The organism is Actinomadura alba, assembly GCF_014323705.1.
GTDB classification, from domain to species: domain Bacteria; phylum Actinomycetota; class Actinomycetes; order Streptosporangiales; family Streptosporangiaceae; genus Actinomadura_C; species Actinomadura_C alba.
The window spans coordinates 1-21194 of sequence record NZ_JABVEC010000061.1 but is presented as its reverse complement, the minus strand read 5'-3'; the positions used below and the strand labels follow the sequence as shown (position 1 = coordinate 21194).

At 70.3% G+C, this 21194-nt stretch carries 21 protein-coding genes and 1 pseudogene; 13 read left to right on the top strand and 9 right to left on the bottom strand.

Features of this window, described 5'->3' with window-relative positions; translation table 11 throughout:
- The first annotated feature begins 322 nt into the window (after positions 1-322).
- The 3 genes from HKK74_RS37810 (at position 323) to HKK74_RS37800 (ending at position 2959) form a co-directional block, all read left to right on the top strand.
- Positions 323-910: an FtsX-like permease family protein gene (locus tag HKK74_RS37810; protein WP_187248242.1), complete on the top strand. Its 588-nt coding sequence runs from the start codon at positions 323-325 to the stop codon at positions 908-910.
- An 88-nt stretch (positions 911-998) separates the two neighbouring features.
- A complete protein-coding gene (locus HKK74_RS37805) occupies positions 999-1700 on the top strand; it encodes a TetR/AcrR family transcriptional regulator (RefSeq protein ID WP_187248241.1) in 702 nt (233 codons plus the stop codon).
- Positions 1697-2959, top strand: a complete 1263-nt coding sequence (locus HKK74_RS37800; RefSeq protein WP_187248240.1) for an APC family permease — start codon at positions 1697-1699, stop codon at positions 2957-2959. Before HKK74_RS37805 ends, HKK74_RS37800 begins: the two co-directional genes overlap by 4 nt.
- A 96-nt stretch (positions 2960-3055) precedes the next feature.
- Here the strand turns inward: HKK74_RS37800 and HKK74_RS37795 are convergent, their stop codons facing one another.
- Entirely contained in the window at positions 3056-3556 is a 501-nt protein-coding gene (locus tag HKK74_RS37795) for a MarR family winged helix-turn-helix transcriptional regulator (protein ID WP_187248239.1), read from the bottom strand.
- Between the two features lie 105 nt (positions 3557-3661).
- Here HKK74_RS37795 and HKK74_RS37790 point away from each other — a divergent pair, with 105 nt between their 5' ends.
- Positions 3662-4651, top strand: a complete 990-nt coding sequence (locus tag HKK74_RS37790) for an EamA family transporter (RefSeq protein ID WP_187248238.1) — start codon at positions 3662-3664, stop codon at positions 4649-4651.
- 21 nt (positions 4652-4672) lie between these two features.
- On the opposite strand, the gene HKK74_RS37785 is transcribed toward HKK74_RS37790, so the two are convergent.
- A complete protein-coding gene (locus HKK74_RS37785) occupies positions 4673-5173 on the bottom strand; it encodes a MarR family winged helix-turn-helix transcriptional regulator (RefSeq protein ID WP_187248237.1) in 501 nt (166 codons plus the stop codon).
- 104 nt (positions 5174-5277) lie between these two features.
- On the opposite strand from HKK74_RS37785, the gene HKK74_RS37780 reads away from it, so the two are divergent.
- Entirely contained in the window at positions 5278-6285 is a 1008-nt protein-coding gene (locus tag HKK74_RS37780; protein WP_187248245.1) for an EamA family transporter, read from the top strand.
- A gap of 84 nt (positions 6286-6369) precedes the next feature.
- Positions 6370-6822, top strand: coding sequence for a hypothetical protein (locus HKK74_RS37775; RefSeq protein ID WP_187248236.1), 453 nt, complete (start codon positions 6370-6372; stop codon positions 6820-6822).
- A gap of 5 nt (positions 6823-6827) precedes the next feature.
- Here the strand turns inward: HKK74_RS37775 and HKK74_RS37770 are convergent, their stop codons facing one another.
- Positions 6828-7484 (bottom strand): response regulator, encoded by a 657-nt coding sequence (locus HKK74_RS37770; protein ID WP_187248244.1) that lies wholly within the window; start codon positions 7482-7484, stop codon positions 6828-6830.
- Between the two features lie 5 nt (positions 7485-7489).
- Positions 7490-8749, bottom strand: a complete 1260-nt coding sequence (locus HKK74_RS37765) for a sensor histidine kinase (RefSeq protein WP_187248235.1) — start codon at positions 8747-8749, stop codon at positions 7490-7492.
- A 135-nt stretch (positions 8750-8884) separates the two neighbouring features.
- On the opposite strand from HKK74_RS37765, the gene HKK74_RS37760 reads away from it, so the two are divergent.
- The 4 genes and pseudogenes from HKK74_RS37760 (at position 8885) to HKK74_RS41205 (ending at position 11110) form a co-directional block, all read left to right on the top strand.
- Complete coding sequence (locus tag HKK74_RS37760) at positions 8885-9823, top strand: ABC transporter ATP-binding protein (RefSeq protein ID WP_187248234.1); 939 nt, start codon at positions 8885-8887, stop codon at positions 9821-9823.
- A complete protein-coding gene (locus HKK74_RS37755; RefSeq protein ID WP_187248233.1) occupies positions 9820-10674 on the top strand; it encodes an ABC transporter permease subunit in 855 nt (284 codons plus the stop codon). The genes HKK74_RS37760 and HKK74_RS37755 overlap by 4 nt, the downstream gene beginning before the upstream one ends.
- Before the next feature lie 108 nt (positions 10675-10782).
- Positions 10783-10947, top strand: a pseudogene (locus HKK74_RS42085) (NAD-dependent epimerase/dehydratase family protein); the annotation flags it as partial.
- A 40-nt stretch (positions 10948-10987) separates the two neighbouring features.
- Entirely contained in the window at positions 10988-11110 is a 123-nt protein-coding gene (locus tag HKK74_RS41205) for a hypothetical protein (RefSeq protein WP_281398217.1), read from the top strand.
- A 186-nt stretch (positions 11111-11296) separates the two neighbouring features.
- Here the strand turns inward: HKK74_RS41205 and HKK74_RS37745 are convergent, their stop codons facing one another.
- The gene (locus HKK74_RS37745; RefSeq protein ID WP_187248232.1) at positions 11297-12880 is read right to left on the bottom strand and encodes an MFS transporter; all 1584 of its coding nucleotides are present in this window, start codon (positions 12878-12880) and stop codon (positions 11297-11299) included.
- 464 nt (positions 12881-13344) lie between these two features.
- Here HKK74_RS37745 and HKK74_RS37740 point away from each other — a divergent pair, with 464 nt between their 5' ends.
- Complete coding sequence (locus HKK74_RS37740; protein ID WP_222723232.1) at positions 13345-14940, top strand: choice-of-anchor I family protein; 1596 nt, start codon at positions 13345-13347, stop codon at positions 14938-14940.
- Positions 14941-15029: 89 nt separating this feature from the next.
- Here HKK74_RS37740 and HKK74_RS37735 read toward each other — a convergent pair whose 3' ends face one another.
- Positions 15030-16163 carry an extracellular catalytic domain type 1 short-chain-length polyhydroxyalkanoate depolymerase gene (locus tag HKK74_RS37735; RefSeq protein ID WP_312882181.1) on the bottom strand — a complete coding sequence of 378 codons (1134 nt, stop codon included), beginning with the start codon at positions 16161-16163 and terminating at the stop codon, positions 15030-15032.
- On the opposite strand from HKK74_RS37735, the gene HKK74_RS40640 reads away from it, so the two are divergent.
- Entirely contained in the window at positions 16153-16515 is a 363-nt protein-coding gene (locus HKK74_RS40640) for a hypothetical protein (protein ID WP_246492398.1), read from the top strand. The genes HKK74_RS37735 and HKK74_RS40640 overlap by 11 nt on opposite strands.
- Positions 16516-16574: 59 nt before the next feature.
- On the opposite strand, the gene HKK74_RS37730 is transcribed toward HKK74_RS40640, so the two are convergent.
- Entirely contained in the window at positions 16575-17177 is a 603-nt protein-coding gene (locus HKK74_RS37730) for a superoxide dismutase family protein (protein ID WP_187248230.1), read from the bottom strand.
- A 321-nt stretch (positions 17178-17498) separates the two neighbouring features.
- On the bottom strand, positions 17499-18710 hold the full coding sequence (locus tag HKK74_RS37725; RefSeq protein WP_187248229.1) for a monodechloroaminopyrrolnitrin synthase PrnB family protein: 1212 nt from the start codon (positions 18708-18710) through the stop codon (positions 17499-17501).
- A 52-nt stretch (positions 18711-18762) separates the two neighbouring features.
- On the opposite strand from HKK74_RS37725, the gene HKK74_RS37720 reads away from it, so the two are divergent.
- Positions 18763-19230 (top strand): Lrp/AsnC family transcriptional regulator, encoded by a 468-nt coding sequence (locus tag HKK74_RS37720; protein ID WP_187248228.1) that lies wholly within the window; start codon positions 18763-18765, stop codon positions 19228-19230.
- A gap of 899 nt (positions 19231-20129) precedes the next feature.
- Here the strand turns inward: HKK74_RS37720 and HKK74_RS41750 are convergent.
- Positions 20130-20981, bottom strand: coding sequence for a GNAT family N-acetyltransferase (locus HKK74_RS41750; protein WP_222723231.1), 852 nt, complete (start codon positions 20979-20981; stop codon positions 20130-20132).
- Between the last annotated feature and the right edge of the window lie 213 nt (positions 20982-21194).

The following is a 21194-nucleotide window of genomic DNA, read 5'->3' as shown; positions in this document are numbered from 1 at the left end:
GTCGGTCCAGATCCCTGACCGGTCACCGGGGACCAACCCCGGAGCACGCCACCCCAGATGGGATCTGGCCTGCTCGATCATCCGCCACGACTCCGGCGATGGCTCTCTGCCGCGCGAGATTCCCCGGAGTCATACGCCGGGCAGTCGCCGGGGGGACGCGCGCAGATACACCACCCACCGAGGTGGCGGTGAGCGACGAGTACGCCGGTTGGTACGGCCTGCGCGCCGGGGGCCGGGTGCGGCTGGCGTTCTTCGACGGCCGGACGATCGACGCGACGATCCAGGCGGTACTGGACGGCGGGCCGACGCTCCCCCGATCCTGTTGTCGCCGGCGCTGGCCCGCGACCAGGCCGGACCGGTGCCGCGGGCGTCCGTGCTGCTCGCGTCACCACCGGCCGACCCGGCCTCCGCCGCGCGCGCCCTGGCCTCCGTACTCGACCCGGAGAAGGTACGGGTGGGTCCGGCCGACCGGTTCGTCTCCGCATCGGCCGGCGAGCAGGACCGGCTCAACCGGCTCGTCTTCCTGATCCTCGCCGGACCGGCGTCGCTGTTCGCGCTCATCGCGATCGCCAACGTCCTGGTGATGGCCCTGAGCCGCCGAGGCAGGGAGATCGCGGGCCTCCGGCTGATCGGCGCCCGGCCCTGGACTGTCCGCCTGCTCATCCTGGGCGAGATCCTCCTGGTCACCACGGTCGCGGTCCTCGTCGCCGCCGCGCTGATCGCGCTGGCCCTGATCGTCTACCGCGAGGGACTGAACGGCGCCTACCTGCGGGTGCCGCTCACCGTGCCGTGGCGGCCACTGGCCGGGCTCACTGCCGGCTGCCTCCTGGTGGCGGCGTTCACCGGCCTGCTCGGGGTGAACCGCCTGCTGCGCCGCCCGCCCGCCGACCTCGCCCGCGGGAGCGGATGAGCGGTCCAGCCGCGTCCTGCACAACCGACAAGACCATGGATCTGAACCTGTACGTTCAGAAGTCCAGGCGTCCCGATACGATGACGACGTGACGGGAACAGCCACCTCGGCGGAGGCGGAACGGCGCGCCCCACGCGGGCGCATCGACAAGCGGCAGGCGATCCTCGACGCGGCGTTCACCGTGTTCGCCCGTGAGGGCTACGGGCAGGCGTGCGTGAAGGACATCGCGGACGAGGCGGGCGTCGCCAAGCCCACCGTCTACAACCACCTCAGCGACAAGGCGAACCTGTTCCGCCAGGCGATGGCGGCCGCCGCCGAACGCTCGATGGCCGACGAGCTGGCCGCGATCGAGCGGCTGCGCGACGTCGGTGACGACATCCGTACGGCACTGGAGGACGTCGGCCACCGCCTGCTCCAGTGCTACTGCGACGACCGGTCGTGGGCGCTCCGGCGGCTGCTGCACGCCGAGCTCGGCAGGTTCCCCGAGCTCCTCGACACCGTCAGGGGGCACGGGACCGGCCGCGTCAACGACGCGCTGGCCGACCGGCTGGCGCGGCTCTCGCTCGCCGGCCGCCTGCGCGCGGGCGACCCCGCCGAGGCGGCCGAGCAGTTCGTCGCCCTGCTGACCGGCCCGATCGAGGCGCGGTCCAGGCTCGGCACCGTGCCCATCCCCGACGCCGAACTGCACACCGTCGCACGGGCCGGGGTCCGTACCTTCCTGCGGGCGTACGCGACCGACCCGCAGGCGTACGAGACCACTGCGCAGGCCGCCGACGGCACACGGGGATGACCGGTACGGCGGCCGGCACCGGCCGGCCGGAGCTGCAGCGTCGCCTGGGCGTCGGGGACGCGGTGATGATCGGCCTGGGGGCCATGATCGGCGCCGGGGTGTTCTCCGCGCTCGCCCCGGCCGCCGAGGCCGCCGGGTCCGGGCTGCTGCTCGGGCTCGGGCTCGCGGCGGTGGTGGCGTACTGCAACGCCACCTCCTCGGCCCGCCTGGCCGCCCGCCACCCCGCCTCCGGCGGGACCTACGTGTACGGCCGGGAACGCCTGGGCGCGTTCTGGGGCTACCTGGCCGGCTGGAGTTTCGTGGTCGGCAAGACGGCGTCGTGCGCGGCGATGGCCCTGACGGTCGGCGCCTATGCCTGGCCGGGGCGGGAACGCGCGGTCGCGGTGGCCGCCGTGGTGGCGCTGATCGCCTTGAACTACAGCGGCGTGCAGAAGGCCGCCTGGCTGACCCGGATCATCGTCGCGCTGGTGCTCGCCGTACTCTCCGCCGTGGTGGTGGTCACCTTGACCAGCGCCCACGCCGACGCGGCGCGCCTGGACGTCACCACCGACCCGAGCGTGGGCGGAGTGCTGCAGAGCGCCGGTCTGCTGTTCTTCGCCTTCGCCGGCTACGCGCGGATCGCGACGCTGGGCGAAGAGGTCCGCGAGCCCGCGCGGACCATTCCCAGGGCGATCACGATCGCTCTGGGCATCACGCTGGTCGTGTACACGGCCGTGGCGGTCTCGGCCCTGACGGTGCTTGGGCCCGGCGGCCTGGCACGCGCGAGCGCACCGCTCGCCGAGGCCGTTCGCGCCGCGGGGGCGCCGGGGCTGGTGCCGATGGTCGGCGCCGGTGCCGCGATCGCGGCACTCGGCTCACTGCTCGCCCTGATCCTCGGTGTCTCCCGTACGACCCTGGCCATGGCCCGAGACCGGCATCTGCCGCATGTGCTGGCCGCCGTCCACCCGCGCTTCCACGTTCCGCACCGCGCCGAACTCGCCGTCGGCGTGGCCGTCATCGTCCTCACGCTGACCGCCGACCTGCGCGGCGCCATCGGTTTCTCGTCGTTCGGCGTGCTCGTCTACTACGCCATCGCCAACGCATCGGCCTGGACCCTGACGCCCGGCGAAGGCCGCCCGCCGCGCATCGTCCCCGTCCTGGGACTGATCGGCTGCGCGGCACTGGCCATCAGCCTCCCACTCGCCTCGGTCGCCATGGGCACCGTCGTGCTGTGCGCTGGCGCCGCCCTGTACAGGGCGCGCCGGCGGCTCGGCCGCTGAGCGTACGGGCCCATCACCGAACGGCCGGGGCATCGACCGGCGGTTCAACGGGAGCGGGAGATTCGGGCACCGGTCACGGACGTCCCCCGACAGCGCCTATACCAGGGACGTGTCGCCCAGCGACTCCAGCAGCCGGCGCAAGGCGTGCACCAGTTGATCCCGCTCCTGTGGGTCCAGTGCCGCCAGCAGACGGGCCTCGTTCGCCACGTGCGGTGCGACCAGTTCATCGATCGTCTCCAGCCCCCGCTCGGTGAGCCGGACCCGTACCGACCGCCGGTCCACCCCGTCCGGCACGCGCTCGACGAGTCCCTTGGCCGCCATCCGATCGATCCGGTTGGTGATCGCCCCGGTGGTCACCATCATCGCCCTGTTCAGGGCGCCCGCCGTCAGTTCGTACGGCGCGCCGGACCGCCGCAGCGTGGCCAGCATGTCGAACTCCCACGTCTCCAGCCCGTGCCCGGCGAAGAACTCCTTCAGCTCCCGATCAAGCAGCCGGTGCACCCTGGCGATCCGCCCGACGATCCCCATGGGCCACACGTCCACATCAGGCCGTTCCCGCCGCCACTGGGCCAGCACCTTGTCCACCGCGTCGGTCACGACAGCCCTTTCGACCGAAAAATCTCAACATTGATCTACTTGACACGAAGGTTTTCGCCATGCTGTTATCTCATGGTTGAAATAATCAACAAGGAGTCATTAAGTATGGCCGCCAACACGGCCCCGCGCACGGCCATCCCCGTGCCGATCGCCCGAAACCTCGCAATCACCGCATTGACCCCGCTCGTCTGGGGCTCCATCTTCGCTGTCACCACGGAGTTGCTGCCGCCCGGCCGTCCGCTCTTCACCGCGCTGATGAGGGCGCTGCCGGCCGGACTGCTGCTACTCGCGTTCACCCGAGTCCTGCCGCGCGGCATCTGGATCGGGCGGGCCGCCGTGCTCGGCGTGCTGAACATCGGCGCGTTCTTTCCGCTGCTGTTCGTGGCCGCCTACCGGCTGCCCGGCGGTGTCGCCGCCGTGGTGGGCGCGGTGGGCCCTCTGCTCGCCATCGCCTTCTCCGCCGTGCTGCTCGCCCAGCGGCCGACGATGCTCAAGCTCCTGGGCGGCATCGCCGGGCCGCTCGGCGTCGGCATGGTCGTGCTGCGCGCGAACGCGCATCTCGACACCACCGGGGTGGTCGCCGCGCTGGCCGGGACGGCGTCCATGGTCGCCGGTATGGTGCTCACGGAGCGCTGGGGCCGTCCCGAAGGCGTCGGCGCGCTCACTCTCACCGCCTGGCAGCTCACGGCCGGTGGGCTGCTGCTCGTACCCATCGCCCTGGTGATCGAGGGCCCGCCTCCCGCCCTCACCGGCGAGAACATCCTCGGTTACGCCTATCTCGGCATCATCGCCACCGCCGTCGCGTACTGGATTTGGTTCCGCGGCATCTCCCGCCTCTCCGCCACCTCGGTCACCTTCGTCAGCCTGATCACCCCGGTGTCGGCCGCCGTCATCGGCTGGGCCGCACTCAGCGAGACCCTCACCCCGATCCAACTGCTGGGCATGGCCATCGCCCTCGGCGGCACCCTGCTCGGCCAGAATCAAGCGGAGCCGCAGGCCCCCCGTGTCAGGCGACGCGAAAGCCGGCGCGGTAGGTCTGCGGCGGCACACCGACCACCCGCAGAAAGTGCGGGCGCAGCGCCACACCGTCGCTGAAACCAAGAAGCGCCGCGGCTCCTATCCGAGCGATGTGTCGCCCAGCGACTCCAACAGCCGGCGCAACGCGTTCACCAGCTGATCGCGTTCCTCCGGGTCCAGCGCCTCCAGCAGGCGCGCCTCGTTCGCCACGTGCAGCACGACCAGTTCGTCGGCCGTCGCCAGCCCCCGCTCGGTGAGCCGGACCCGGACCGAGCGCCGATCCGTACCGTCCGGCACCCGGTCGACCAGCCCCTTGGCCGCCATCCGGTCGATCCGGTTAGTGATCGCCCCGGACGTCACCATCGCCGCCCTGTTCAGGGCGCCCGCCGTCAGCTCGTAGGGCGGCCCGGACCGCCGCAGCGTGGCGAGCATGTCGAACTCCCAGTTCTCCAGCCCGTGCGCGGCGAAGAACTCCTTCAACTCGCGGTCCAGCAGCCGGGACAACCTGGAGATCCGCCCGATGACGCCCATGGGCCACACGTCCAGATCCGGCCGTTCCCGCCGCCACTGGGCCAGCACCAGATCCACCGCGTCGCCCATGCATGTCCCCTCAATATGAAGTATCTCAACATTAATCTTCTTGACGCTGCGAGACTCTCATGATTTTATCTCAACGTTGAGATTATCAATGGAGAGTGATCGATATGGCCGTGATCGCGGCTCCGGGCACGGTGTCCCCCCAGCGCAGTGCCCACTACCTCGCGCTCACCGCGCTCACCCCGCTCGTATGGGGCTCGACCTACGCCGTGACCACGGAGTTCCTGCCGCCCGAACGCCCGCTCTTCACCGCGCTGATGAGAGCTCTGCCCGCCGGGCTCGTCCTCCTCGCCGTCACCCGCGTACTGCCGCGCGGCGCGTGGATCTGGCGGGCCACGGTGCTCGGAGCGCTGAACATCGGCGCGTTCTTCCCGCTGCTCTTCCTTGCCGCGTACCGGCTGCCCGGCGGCGTCGCCGCCGTGCTCGGTGCGGTCGGCCCGCTGTTCGCTCTCGCCTTCGCCGCCGCACTGCTCGCCGAGCGGCCGACGTCGCGCAAGCTGCTCGCCGGCTTCGCCGGACTGCTCGGAGTCGGCCTGGTCGTCCTCCGTGCCGACGCGGGGCTCGACACCGTCGGGGTACTCGCCGGTCTGGCCGGGGCCGCGTCCATGACGGCCGGCACGGTGCTCACCAAACGCTGGGGCCGTCCCGAGGGCGTCGGCGCACTGACCCTCACGGGCTGGCAGCTCACCGCCGGCGGGCTGCTCCTCGTCCCCGTCGCCCTCCTGGTCGAGGGCCCGCCGCCCGCCCTGAACGGTGAGAACCTGCTCGGCTACATCTACCTCGGCGTCATCGGCACAGCGATCGCGTACTGGCTCTGGTTCCGGGGCATCTCCCGCCTGCCCGCGACCTCGGTGGCCTTCCTCGGCCTGCTCAGCCCGGTGTCCGCCGCGATCATCGGCTGGGCGGTACTCCGCCAGGACCTCACACCGGTGCAGCTGCTCGGCATGGTCATCGCCCTGGGCGGCACGCTGCTCGGCCAGACGCAGGCGAGGCCCCGCCACCGATCGCACGGCGAAGCCGGCCGAGCTCATACGGTCCCGGCCCACGGCATCCCCGACCGCGGCACCCCTGACCTCGGCCCGCGGACCTGCCCGATGCCCACCGCGACCCGGTGACCGACCAGCATTGCCGCCCTGTACGGAGCACGCCGGCGACACCTCCGGTGAGATCGACCGGCCGACCACAGATAGGTTCCGCCCATGGCGAAGAGCTCCGCACCCGCTGAACGGTGGCCGACTAAGGAGGACATCGACGCGGCGCGTACTCGCATGGAGGCCGCGATCCCCGGCTGGGAACGCCCGTACGCCTATGGCCTCGCCCTGTTCAACTCCGAAGACGAAACCATCTTCCCCGTGGTCAACGTGGGCGCCGGCCACCTGCCCGCCGCCGTCTTGGCCACCGTCTGCGGTCACACGGGCGGCACCGCCGTCCATCCGCTGGAGCCCGAGCAGATAGAGGAAGCCATCAGGCTCCTGGAACCGGCCGAGGCGTGCCCCGACTACGAGCATCCCAACCTGCGGGCCTGGCGCTGGATCCTCGACGAGATCGTAGATCCCGACGACTGGGCGGTGGCGGTGTTCGTCGCCGACCCGGCCGATCCAGTGATCGACATCCATGACGCGCGCTTCCGCGCCCTCATCGCAGGCCGATGACCGGTTCACAGAGGAGGGCCGAGGCCGGACTGCAGCGCGAAGACGACGAGTTGCGCGCGGTCGCGGGCGTGCATCTTGAGCATCGCCCGGCTCACGTGGGTACGGATGGTCTCGCTACTGACGACCAGTTGCGCGGCGATCTCGTCGTTGGACATGCCGGTGGCCACCCAGCCCACCACCTCGCGTTCGCGATCGGTCAGCCGCTCGATGCCCGGGTGCGCCACGGTCGCGGGACCCGGGCGGGCGAAGCGCGCGATCACGCTGCGGGTGACCGACGGCGAAAGCAGCGATCCGCCCTCGGCGACCACTCGTACGGCCCGGAGCAGTTCCTCGGGCTCGGCGTCCTTGAGGACGAAACCGCTCGCCCCGCTTCGCAACGCCTCGAAAACGTACTCGTCGAGCCCGAACGTCGTGAGCATCACGACCCGCACGCCGCTGAGCGCGGGATCGGCGGTGATCTCACGAAGCGCCGCCAGGCCGTCCATCTCCGGCATCCGGATGTCCATGAGCACGACGTCGGGCACCGCCGTCCGGACCGCCGAGACACCGGTGCGCCCGTCGGTGCCCTCACCGACGAGTTCGATGTCGGGCTCGGAGCCGATCAGCGTCCGCACCCCGACACGTACGAGAGCTTGATCGTCGACCACGACGACCCGGATCACTTCGATCACCGGCCCTTCCCACCGGGCAGCGGCAGCCGCGCCTCGACCACGAACCCACCGGCAGGGCGCGGTCCGGCGTGGAGCGTACCGCCGAGCGCCTCGGCCTGCGCCCGGATACCGAAGATGCCGTGACCACCGCCGTGACCACCGCCGCGCCCACCACCGCGCCCACCACCGCGGCCACCGGCGTGATCGGCACCGTGCCCGCCAGTCCGTACGACGCCGTTACCGGCGTTGCCGGGCGTGCCTTCGACGGCGCCGGCCCGGCCCGTGTCGGTGACCTCGACGAGCAGCGCGCCGTCCTCGCGCCACACCCGGATCCGGGTCTCCGCGGCGCCGGAGTGCCTCAGCACATTGGTCAATGACTCCTGAACGATGCGGTACGCGGCCTTGCTCACCTCGGGGGGCACCGCCGAAAGATCGAAATCGAGGTCCTCGCGCACCGTCACACCGCCTGCCCGCACCCGGTCGGTGAGCCGGCCGAGATCGCCGAGGCCGGGGGCGGGCCGCCGCTCGGCCGCGCCGGGCCTGCGCAGCGCCTCCAGCTCGGCACGGAGGTCGTCCAGCGATTCGCGGCTGGTCGCCCGTACCGCCTCCATGGCCTGCCGGGCCCCGTCCAGGTCGCGGTCGAGCACGTGCAGCGCGACGCCCGCCTGCATCGCGATCACCGCGAGCCCGTGGCCGATGGAGTCGTGCAGGTCCTGTGCCATCCGCAACCGCTCCTCGGAGGCCACCCGCCGGGCCGTCTCGGTGCGCACCCTGCCCACCGACTCGCGGCGCACCCGTACCGCCGCGCCCACCGCGAGCGCGGCGGCCACCACCGCCCCCCAGGCGAGCGTGTGCCAGAGCATCTTCTCGATGATGTCAGCGCCGCCCGGCTCCCTGACCCGCTTGGCGAACGACGCGACAAGGAGCACGCCGAAGTCGGTGGCCACCACCAGGCTCGCGCGGGGCAGCGGCCACCGTACGGCCACCGCGTAGACGGCGGCGGGAACGGTCAGCAGGATGGGGCCGAACGGGTAACCGGCCGCCAGGTAGGCGGCGACCACCGCGCCGTTGAGCGCGAGGCACACCGCCGGGCTGCGGCGCGCGGCGAGAGACAGGGCCGCGGCCGCCACCAGCACGTAAGCGATCGCATCCGCGGCATGGGCCCCGGGCTGGAACCTCGCGGCGCCCGACGTGCCGATCAGGCCGATAAGGAGGAACGGCAGGCAGAGCGATAGGTCCAGCAGCCACCGCCGCCCGCGTTCCCTGACACTCCTCACGGTTTCGACGATAGAAGGCCGCGGGCCCGGCGGGCGTCCCCGGCGGGGCGTAGCACGCGTACGTGATCCCGCGTATCCGCGATGCCGCCGCCGCGGGGACGACCTGGTAGCGCCCCTGCGAGCACCCTCGAAGGCATGACAACACTCACCGACACGGCCGCGCCGCCTGAGGTGGCGGCGGCCGTAAGCACACAGCTCCTGACCAAGAGGTACGGCGAGCACGTGGCCGTCGACGCCGTGAGCCTGACCGTGCGGCGTGGCGAGGTGTACGGGTTCCTCGGCCCCAACGGCGCCGGGAAGACCACCACACTCCGCATGATCCTCGGCCTGATCCGCGCTACGAGCGGCGCGGCCACCGTGCTCGGGCAGCGGCCCGGCGCACCGGCCGCGAACAGCCGGATCGGCGCGCTGATCGAGGGCCCCGGGTTCTATCCGTACCTCAGCGGCCGGGACAACCTGCGGGTCCTGGCCCGCTACCGCGGCCTCGCCGACGACAACGTCGAGTGGGCGCTCGCCCAGGTCGACCTCACCGACCGAGCGGGCGACCGGTTCAGGTCGTACTCCCTGGGCATGAAGCAGCGCCTGGGAGTGGCCGCGGCGCTGCTCGGCGAACCCGAGCTGCTGATCCTCGACGAGCCGACCAACGGCCTCGACCCCGCAGGCGTCAGTGACATGCGGCGGCTCATCGCCGACCTGGCCGCCGCCGGCCACACCGTACTGCTGTCCAGCCACCTGCTCAGCGAAGTACAAGAGGTGTGCGACCGGGTCGGGGTGATCTCGCGCGGCCGGCTCATCACCGAGGCGACGGTCACCGAACTCCGCGGCGGCAACCGCCTGCTCGTACGCGCCGACCCGCTGGACGCCGCCCTGGCCGTATGCATGCGGGTCGTCGGGGACAACGCCGTGTCGGTCGTCGACGGCACGCTGCGGCTGCTCGTCGACCCGGGCCTCGCCGCCGAGGTCACCCGGGCCCTTGTGTCGGCGGAGGTCGACGTCCACGAGATACGCCCGTCCGAACGCTCACTCGAAGAGGTGTTCTTCGAGATGACCGCCACCGAGGAGGACCAGCGATGACCGCCATCATGGCCGGTACCCGCGCCGAAATGCTCAGGCTGCGACGTTGGCCGGCCCTGTGGGTGATGCTCGGCGTCTGGCTGCTGCTGAACATCATCTTCGACTACGTGTTCACGTATCTCGCGTACCGCAACGGCGGCGGCTTCGCCAGCGAGGGCGTCTCGCGGGAGCGGCTGCTCGCCGGGCTCATGCCGGACGCGGTGCCGGAGGCGGTGGTGCAGGGCATGCCGATGTTCGGCGGTGCCATCATGCTGACCCTCGGCGCGCTCGCCGCCGGCAGCGGGTACGGGTGGGGCACCTGGAAGACCGCCTTCAGCCAGGGCCCCGGGCGGCTCACCGTGACCGCGGGCACGCTCGCCGCGCTCGCATGCGTCGTCGTCGGCCTCGTCGTCGTGACCTTCGCCGTCGACCTCGGCTTCGCGTCGACGCTGGCGACCGTCGAAGGGCAGAGCATCGCCTGGCCGGCCGCGGGTGACGTCGCCGGGGCGTTCGGAGGCGGTCTCCTCATCCTCGGCATGTGGACCGTGGCCGGAGTCGCCATCGGCACCCTCGCCCGCAGCCCGGCGCTGGCCATCGGCCTCGGCGCCGTGTGGGTGCTGGTCGTCGAGAACCTGCTGCGCGGTGCGGGTACGTTGCTCGACTGGCTCCAGCCGCTGACCGACGTCACGCCGGGCACGGTGGCCGGTTCGGTCGCCGCCGCCCTCGGCGCCACGCCGGTATCGGACGAGGGCGGGACGCCCGGTGTGGTGACGAACCTCTCCGGAGGCTCGTCCATCGCACTCGCACTCGCCTACCTCGCGGTCTTCGCCGTCCTCACGGGGGTGCTGGTGAGGAGACGCGACGTCAACTGAGCGACCCGGGTGGGGCGGCCGCGAGAAGCGGCCGTCCTACCCGTCCGGCACGGGACCGTGGTGCACCGGATCGCGACGCCTGACGGCGGATGGCACCGGCAGAACTGAATGTCACACAAAAAGCTCCTATGTCGTCATGAGGGCATGAAAATCGCCATTGTCGGAGGGACGGGTACGCTCGGACGCCGCGTCGCCGAGGAGTTGCGCTCGCGGGGGCACGCTGTGCGGGCACTCAGCCGAAGCGTGTCGATGTACCGCGTTGATCTGCGCACCGGAGAGGGGCTGGACGCCGCCCTGGAGGGGTGCGACGTCGGTGCTGCGCGATGCCGACGACGTGCTGTCCGTCATCGCGTTCACCTTCGACGCCGGGTTGATCATCGCGATCGACGTCGTACGCAACCCGGACAAGCTCACCGCCGTACCGGATCCGGGCTGAACGCGCGCGGCGCACGGCTCGGCAGAGCGGCAGACCAGTCCGGTCGGCGATCGTGACGACCGCGTGCGGGATCGCCCAGCCGTTCCCGGTGACGATCCGCGCACGGAGTCCCCGCTCGTCCATCGCCCGGTCCGGTGCCCGCTCAGGCATCGGAGGGGTGGCCCAGCATGAGGCCGAACTCGGCTCTCAGCGGCCCCGTCCAGCGTCAGCGCGGTGGCGACCGGCGGGTAGCCGCTCGAGCTCGCGGACCAGCGCCGCCTCGGCCTTGGTCTCGGTCGTGATGAGGGCCGTCTCCTCCGGCTGGTCGAGCTTCGTGGCGACGTGCCGGCCGCGACCCTTGTTGTTGATCAGTACGGCGACGAAGAGAGCGGCCAGGACGAGCACGCCCACGGCCCACCACAGGGCGACGTTGAAGCCGTGTACGAGGCCGACGGCCGCCACCTGCGGCGACGGGACGCCGTTCGAGTGCTCGACGAGGTAGTCCGCGGTCGCGGTCGCGGCGATGGTGTTGAGCAGCGCGGTGCCGATCGACCCGCCGACCTGCTGGGAGGTGTTGACCATCGCCGAGGCCACGCCCGCGTCCCGTGGGTCGACGCCGGTGGTGGCGAGGTTCATCGCGGGCATGAAGGTCACGCCGAGCCCGAGGCCGAGCATCAGCTCGGCGGGCAGCAGCAGGTGTGTGTAGGGCGTGTCGACCTCGAGCTGGGTGAGCAGCGCCGCCCCGCTCGCGGCCAGCAGCAGGCCGGGCACCATCAGCAGGCGCGGCGGCACCCGGTTCATCAGGCGCGCGGCGATCTGCGTCGAACCAGTGATCATGGCGGCGGTCATCGGCAGGAAGGCCAGGCCGGACCTGACGGGCGAATAGCCCTTGATGGTCTGCAGGTAGTAGGTCATGAACAGGAAGAGCCCGAACATCCCGATCACTGACAGGCCGACGGACAGGTACGCGCCGCCACGCGTGCGGTCGACCACCACGCGCAGGGGCAGCAGCGGGTTCTTGGTGAAGCTCTCGACGGCGACGAAGGCCACGAGAAGGACCGCCGCCGCTATGAACAGGCCGATCACACCGCCTTCGCCCCAGCCCTCGGACTCGGCGCGGGTGAAGCCGTACACCAGGGAGATCAGGCCCGCGGTGACCAGGACGACGCCGGGGACGTCCAGGTGGGACCGGTGCCGAGTCGCGGGCTCCTTGATGAAGGACATGCCGCCGATGAAGCCGACGACCGCGATCGGCACGTTGACGTACAACGCCCAGCGCCAGTTCAGGTACTCGGTCAGCACGCCGCCGAGGATCAGGCCGAGGGCACTGCCGCCGCCGGCGATCGCACCGTAGATGCCGAACGCCTTCGCGCGCTCTCGCGGGGTGGTGAAGGTCACCGCGAGCAGTGAGAGCGCGGACGGAGCGAGCAGCGCGCCGAACGCACCCTGCAGAGCACGGGCGCCGAGCAACAGTCCCTCGGTCTGCGCGGCGCCACCGAGCGCCGACGCGCCGGCGAAGCCGATCAGGCCGATCAGGAAGGTCCGCTTGCGCCCGACGAGGTCACTGATCCTGCCCCCGAAGAGGAGCAGCCCGCCGAACGCGAGGGTGTAGGCGGTGATCACCCACTGGCGGTTGCCGTCGGAGATGTCCAGCGCCCTCTGCACGGACGGCAGCGCGATGTTCACGATGGTGGCATCGAGGATGACCATCAGCTGGGCGAGGGCTATGAAGAGCAGCGCGATCCAGCGCCGCGGAAAGGGGTTGTCAGGGGCCGGTTCAGTCGTCGACATGAAAAAAGGTGTCTCCGGTCAGATACGGGCGGCTCAGCGCCTGGACGAACGAACGGCCGGGCGGGGACTGCTGCGGGGTCGGACAGGGTGTTCAGATGTCGTGGGTCGGACAGGGCACTCGGTGCCTGGGGCGGCTCGACGATGAACCGCTCAACGTGTCACCCGTCCCACGTGGCTCACGTCACTGCCCGCCATCAGAGGCGGTCAGGTGAGGCACTGGGGAAGCCGAGTCACGCTCGCTTCAGTGTTATCAAGCGGCGGTTTGTCCCTTTTACTCCCACGCGGCGATGTGACCTGCGCCACCCCGGGAGCCACAGCACGCCGAAACACACCCGAAGCTCACCGAGAGTAAGCGCACCCTCAACCATGCGGTGCACCGTCACAGACCCCGGCAGCCTGGTATTTCACCGTGCGGCCATCTGGATGAGGGAGAGCATTCATGGCCTCTGACCACACTCCGCCACATGCGTACCACGAAGATCACCCGGCTGACGGCCGCGGCCGGCACGGCCGCGGTGTCCCTGGCCCTCATCACCACTCCGGCCCAGGGGGCGACCTCGCGCGGTGATCATGACGACCGTCATGGTCACCATGGGAAGGGAATCGAGCTGGCCTTCCTCGGCCGGGTCACGACGGGCGCGGTCGGAACCGGAGCCTCGGAGATCACCGCCTACGACCCGGCGACCAGGCGGGTGTTCGTCGTGAACGCGCAGAACGGCACCATCGACGTCCTCGACATCCGCGACCCCCGTGCCCCCCTTCGCGTCATGGCCCTGGCGGCCCCCGGCGCCAACAGCGTCAGCGTGCGCGGCGGGAAGGTCGCCGTCGCCCAGCAGGCCGAGGACAAGACCGCCGCAGGGAAGGTCACGCTCTTCGACGCCCGCTCGGGCAAGAGGCTCAAGGAGTTCCGCGCCGGCGCGCTGCCCGACATGGTGACCTTCACCCCCGACGGCCGCCGGCTGGTCGTCGCCAACGAAGGCGAGCCCTCGTCCTACTGCGAGGGCGCCGCCGATGACCCCGAGGGCTCGGTCAGCATCATCGACATCGCCCGCGGGACGGTGCGCACGGCCGGCTTCCGCGCGTTCGACGACCAGGCCGGCCGGCTGCGGGCCCAGGGCGTGCGCATCTCGGGTCCCGGTGCGAGCGTCGCTCAGGACCTCGAGCCCGAGTACGTCACCGTCGACGGCGACACTGCGTACGTGACCCTGCAGGAGAACAACGCGGTCGCGGTCGTGGACCTCGACCGCGCCAAGGTCGAGCGCATCACGCCACTGGGCCTGAAGGACACGGGGCGCGTCGGCATGGACGCCTCCGACAAGGACGGCAAGATCGACATCCGTCCGCACGTGGGGGCCGCGCAGATGTACATGCCGGATGGCATCGCCCACCTGCGCTCCCGGGGACGGACCTACCTGGTCACCGCCAACGAGGGCGACGGGCGCGACTGGGACTGCCACGCCGACGAGGTACGGGTGAAGGACCTGAACCTGTCGGCCACCGCGTTCCCGAACGCCGCCGTCCTGCAGAAGGACGAGGAACTCGGCCGGCTCACCGTCGCGGCCGACTCGCCCAGGGACGCGTCCGGCGCCTACACGCGGCTGCACGCCTTCGGCGGCCGGTCGATCTCCGTACGTTCCACCGACGGCGCCCTCGTCTGGGACTCGGGAGACCAGCTGGAGCGGCTGATCGCCCGCGAGTCGCCCGAGAACTTCAACGCCGACAACGAGGAGAACGACTCCTTCGACAGCCGCAGTGACAACAAGGGCCCGGAGCCCGAGGGCGTCACGGTCGGCGAAGTGCGCGGTCGCACCTACGCCTTCGCCGGGCTGGAGCGGGTCAGCGGCATCGTCGCCTACGACATGAGCGACCCCCGGCGCCCTGTGCTCGCCGACTACCTCAGCACCCGCGACTTCGCCGGCTCGGTCGAGGACGGGACCGCCGGTGATGTGGGCCCCGAGGGCGTGCTGTTCGTCCCGGCCGCCGACAGCCCGACGCGCCGGCCACTGCTCGTCGTCGGCAACGAGGTGAGCGGCACCACCGCCATCTACGAAGTGCGCTGACGATCGTCCTCGTGAAGAGCCGGCTCAACCGGCGGCAGGGCACACGTTTCCGGGTGCACTGCCGCCGGCCGCCGGCCCCACGCTCTCGTTCAGCCGACCGCGCACGCGGCGCCGTTGAGGGTGAACGAGGAGGGTTTGCCGGTGTTACCGGTGTGCGTCGCCTGGAAGCCGATGCCGACCGATCCGTTAGCGGGGATCGTGGCGTTGTGACCGGCGTTCCGCGCGGTCACCTGGCCGCTCGCGGGGGCGTACGTGGCGTTCCACCCCGAGGTGATGGTCTGCCCGCCGGGCAGGGTGAACACCAGGGACCAGCCGTTGATAGGCGCGCTACCGGTGTTGGCGATGGTGATGCCGGTGGTCAGGCCGGTGTTCCATGCGTTCACGGTGTACGTGACGCGGCAGGCTCCGGGATCGCCGGGCGGCGTCGGAGTGCTCGTGGGCGGTGAGGTCGGCCCGCCGGTCAGGCCGAAGAACCTGATCGCCATGTCCGCCATGCCGCCGAGCGGAAGGCTGTGGCCGACGCCCTGAACGCTGATGGCCTCGACCGGGGCGTCGACACCGCTGCCGCCGTAACGGGTGCGTGTCCAGTTCGGCTGCGGCCGGTCGGTGAAGGACGGCGTCTGGCTCACCCCGAGAACGTTCGTCCACTGCTTGATCTCTTCGCCGAAGTTCGGATACCGCAGTGTGGTGTCCTCGGTGCCGTGGAACACCTGCATCCGGGGGCGCGGTCCGCTGTAGCCGGGGTAGGCGGCCCGGACCAGGTCTCCCCACTGCGGTGGGGTCCTGATGAGGTTGCCGTTGGCGCAGGTGCTGTTCCAGCCGGAACCGTCGGTGGTGGCGAAGCACCCGAAGGGCACGCCCATGAACGCCGCACCCGCCTTGAAGACGTCCGGGTAGTCACCGAGCAGGACGTTGGTCATCATGGCGCCGGAAGACGCGCCGGTGACATAGACCCGGCTCGGATCGCCGTTATGGCGCTGCTCCACGTACCTGACCATCGAGACGATGCCCACCGGATCGCTGCCGCCGTCGCGCCGCAGCGCTTGAGGAGAGGAGACGTCGAAGCAGTTCCCGCTGCGGGTGGCCGACGGGTAGACGACGATGAACCCGTACCGGTCGGCGAGCGACGCGAACTCCGTTCCCGAGTGGAAGGCGGGGCCGGAGCCGGTGCAGTAGTGAACGGCCACCACGATCGCCGGCCGCGGCGCGACAGTGTCCGGCACGTACAAATGCATTCTCAGATTGCTCGGATTACTGCCGAATCCGGTGACCTCGGTCAGCGCGGCCGCCGGTGCCGATGGCGCGAAAACCAGCCAGGTGGCCATCAACGCGATCGCCGCGGCAACGGCACCGAATACCTTCGCCTTCATTCGCATCGGTTCTTCTCCTCTGGTCAGCACATGCCGATCCACGCCGCTGACCAGCGCCTTCACCGGCGCGGTGACGCGCGGCGGTCGCCGCGGAACTCACTCGAAGGGGATGTTCGAGCTCATTTCGAAACATTTCGTAGAAATGAATGAATTGTTTCAGCGGTCAACGTACGTCGCGCTCGGCAGCCGGTCAATGGGGCGATGAAAGGCGGTGAAAAGAGTCAGGCCAGAGGCGGTGCGGTGCTCTCCCAGACGACCAATGTCTCAGCGTGCGCCGATCACCCCGCAGGCGATCCGGGCGCCGGAGTCACCGGTCTTGAGGGTCTCGGCGTCGGGGCCGGGGCGGCCGTCGGCCTGCCGGTAGCGGTCCGGGATGTTGGCCTGGTTGTCCGGCCCGGCGTGGATCACGATCGCGCTGCCGTCGCGGTCGAGCAACTGCCGTACCCGGAAGCGATCGGTGACCGCCGAGGCGCTGCCGGTGCCGTCCGCGGCGACCAGCAGAGCCGGGAGGTCGCCGGAGTGGTCGGGATGTGCGCCCGAGCCGAGATTGAAATGACCCCCCGCGCTGAAGAACGGGCTGCCGGTGGCCGGGTCGATCGACTTGGGATCGCAGACGCCCTTCGTATGGATGTGGAAGCCGTGGAAGCCGACCGGCAGATCCGTCACGCTGACCGTCACTCCGGACTTGCCGAAGCGTTCGCTCTCGATCCGAAGGGAGCCGACGACCTTACCCTCGGCGTTCCTGATGACGGCACCCGCCGGCGGGTCGGGCCGCCCCAGCATCGCCTCGGCCGCCCCCGAGACCGCGATGGCGGCGGCTCCCGCGCCCAGCGTCGCCACCAAGACCAGATGGATCCTGCCCGGCATGACACCTCCTCGTACTCTCGCCTCGTTCCGTGCTGTGGTCAAAAATCCAAGGTCGGAATACCCGGAAACCCGCGGCGCCCGAGTCGGCGGCGGGCGAGCGGAACGAATGCGTGCCGCGAGCAGAGGCGATCTTCAACAAGCGACCGAACCGGTTGCCCGCGCCTTCGGCCGGGCTTGGTGAGGAGTTGGCTCAGCCGGTGCGCGGCGCGACGGCGACGTCGTCATGTCGAGGGCGCGGCCGTCGTCGGCCCAGGCGCACACGTGCCCGAGGCAGGGCCGGTGTCCGGTGGAGCAGGCCGCTCGGCGTTCTCGCTCACCCGCTCAGGAACCGGTCGACACCAGCTCCCTCAGCCGGTCGAGCGAGGCCCGGGCGCTGACGACACCGGGCCGGTCGCGGGCGGCTCGGAGGTCGCTCAGGCGCGCGAGCCCGCCGACCACCACGTCGAGGGGTGGTCCGCTGGCGGTGAGATCGCCCAGGCGCTCCTGCGGTACGGCCTTGGCCGGTGCCTCGAGGAACGGCTTGACCAGCCGGTTGTGATGGAAGGCGTACGCGGCTCCATGCGCACGGCACACCGCGAGGAACAGCTCGGCGTTCAGCCGGAACCGAGGGGTGACCGGCCCGGTCGCCGCCTCGCCCAGGAATCTCGCCAGTAGCGATTCGCCCGTCACCGCCGCCCGCAGCGCGGACTGATCCTCGGGTGGGACGTAGGCGTACTTCTCCGCCAGCACGTGCTGATAGAAGGGATCGTGCGGCTCGCAGAGGCCGAGCGACAGGTCGATCTCGTTGATCGCCGCGAAGTCGCCGGCGTTCGCACCGCGGTACTCGATGCGGCCGACGCGGTACGGCCTGAAGTACGGCCTGATATTGAAGAAGAACCGGTCGACGTCGAGCGTCTCGGCGAGGGTGCGGTTGAACCTCAGAACGTCCTTGAGCGCCGCGTGCGCGTCCTCGAACAGGTACGTCGCCATCGGGTTCGACACGCCCATCGCGGGAATCCGTCGAAGCGCGTCGGCCGCACGCTGGTAGGCCAGCACGGCGAGCCCGTTGTTGGTGGTGAAGACGTACTCGTCCTCGATCGACGTGAAGCTCCGGTAGGTGTCGCCGACGGCCACGTTGTAGAGGGACTGATGGGCGAACACGAATCTCGGGGCGACGCCGAGCGATGAGCCCAGCAGGTTCGCGACCGGCCAGGCAGCGGCGATTGCCCCGTGGTTCGCGCTCTCGGGGCCGTCGGCTTCGTGCCTGCGGCAGGCGCCGAGATAGAAACCGACCGTTCCGAGCAGCTCGTATCTCTCTTGCGGGTCCGCCGGCATCTCGCCGTCTTCGGCGATCCCGGCGATCAGCTTCGCGCCGTCCACCACGATCGTCTGTTTGAGCTTCTCGAGCTCCGGGTGGCCGAGCAGAACCTCGTGACGGACCGAGAAATACGCCTCTTCCAGCTCGGTGTTGAGTTCGACGAACTCGTGCCTGATCCACCGGTCGAACCGGTCGACGGCCGTCTTCATGGGCGCCATCTGACCATCGTCGGTCACACCATGGCCGTATTCTCCGAGCAGGCGCATCTACGAAATAAAATTCGGTCTCATGGCCGAGTCACTTGATGAAATCGATGTCCGATTGCTCGCCGAGCTCCAGGTGGACGCCGACCGCACCAACGTCGAAATGGCGAGGCTCGTGGGTCTGTCGCCCGCGGCCACCCTGAACCGCGTACGGCGGCTCAAGTCGTCGGGCATCGTCCGGCAGATCGCCGCCCGGGTGGATCCGGCGGTGGCGGGCTTTCCGTTGCAGGTGTACGTATCGGTGACGCTGAGCCGTTCCGACCCGCGGACCGTCCGAGGGTTCGAGGACGAGGTACGGGCACTGCCGCAGGTCGTCGCCGCCGACTGGGTCGCCGGAGAGACCGACGCCATCCTGGTGGTCGTCGCTAAGGACGTCGCCGAGCTGAAGCAGGTACTGCTCCGCCTGTCGCTCCGCGGCGGCCAGCGACTGATCACCTCCCTTCGGATGGAGGAGATCAAGCCCGCCTCGCCGCTACCGGTCGTCCCGACCTGAGCGGCTGCGGAGCGCTCAGCAGACGTGCTGAACCGGCGTGCTCAGCGGGCGAAGCCGTTCAGCGCGACATGACGGGTTGAGCGCGCGGTTGGCCCCCGCCCTTCCCAGGCGGTTGCGGGCCGACATCATCGCCGCGCCGGAGCGGCGCGAGCGCGAGCAGCGGACGGGAGAGTTATAAAGTCGCTGACCAGCGTGTCTTGAGGCACCGTCTGGCGATGGATGGAGGGGAGCTCACGGATGTGGTCCGTCGTCAACGACTCCGATCGAGCGCAGTGGCGCTACATCCCATTCGAAAGCGTGGGTCCGCTCCGCTTCGGCATGCCCCCCGAGGAAGCGGGCGCTGCAATGGGTCGACAGGGTTTCTCATGCACCGACTTCCCAATGCGCCGGCGACACGGCGCGATTGTACAGCGGGTCGACTTTCGCCCGGCCACCGCGGCACCGTACATAAAGGCTGTTACGGTCTACTACAGGGACGCGGGTGGTCTGGCCTGCGTGGCCGTTGACGCACTGTTCGGTCCACAGGTGTCCATGGATGGGATTCGGCTGGTCGGACGAGTGCCTTCCGAGTTGGCGTATCTATTCCGTGGATATGCGGAGGAGCGCGGCATGAGCCCCGCAATATCTGTCGAGGGTGATGCGGCATCAGACGAACTCGGGATAATGATGCGTGCCCAGCGAGCCGGAGACATCCTTCTGTCGCGCCCGTTTTTCGCGGAATTCCATGGCTGGGCCTACACCGTGCACGACTGTGTTCCGGCCGACGAATGGGCTGTCCGTTGACACCTGACGACGGTGGCATTGAACGTTATTCAGTTGGCGAGTCCGCGGTGGCCGATGAGGCTCGGGTGTCCGCCATGAACCGCTCAACGACTCACCGGTACCAAGCGAAACGACGTTTACGCGGAGGCCTGTTCAGCCGGCTCAGCGATGAGCGCGGTACCGATCCGGCGGAAGCCGACCCGGCCGTACACCCGCGCGACATCGTCGTCGGTCGCCGAGAGAAAGATCGTCCGTACGCCCCGTGCCCACGCGTCGGTCACCAGCGCCGCGGTGACGGCGCGCCCGAGCCCGCGGCGGCGCGCGGCGGGCAGCGTTCCGACACCGACGATCTCAGTGGTCGCTCCGACCGGCTGGTGCTGCCCGGCGCACAGCGCCGTCTCGCCCCGTACGGCCGCCGCCACCACGGTCAGGCCCGCGCGGATGCGTGCGGTCACGCGTTCCACCGACCCGTCGGCGACCCGCGCCCGTACCGCTTCCGCGATGTCCGCCACGTCGGCCGAGCCCACGCCGGTGCCCGGTTCCGCGAACGCGAGATGCGGTACGGCGAGCGCGCTCGGCAACGCGGGGTCGTCCGAGCCGACGATCCGGACCAGCAGGTCGTCGAACACTTCGGTTCCGGCCGGCGGAGTGTCCTCGGGGTCGAGCACCATCAACGGGTGCTCGTGCACCACGAGGCCCGACTCCTCGACCGCCGCCCGCAGCGCAGGCGTGGTCTCGGCGACCCATTCGAAGCTCTCCGGCAGGGCGAGCTCACGTTGCCGGGCACGGACGCGGGCGACGTCGGCGGTGCCGGCCGCATCCGCCCATCCCCGGGTCGGACGGGCGTAGAACGGACCGCCCTGGCCCTCCCGTACGAACAATGACAGCGGACCGAACTCCTCGACCCGTGCGGCGCTGCGGGGCACCGCGTCGTAGTACTGCTCCAACTGGTCCAACAATGTCCGGTCACGGCTTTCCACATAGATCACGCCGGACATCAAAGCAGCGGGGAGTCGACCTTCGCCATCTCATTGATTTCGGTGCCGGATCGCCCCGCCCGCAGGTCAGCGCCCTGCAAGGTACGGCCAGAAGGCCTCGCTCGTCTCCTGGCCTGCACGCCTCACCGCCGCAGCGGAACGGCACCACGCGGCCAATGACGGGTAGAGCTTTACGCAGGCCAGGAAGGTGATCGGCCCTCGGCT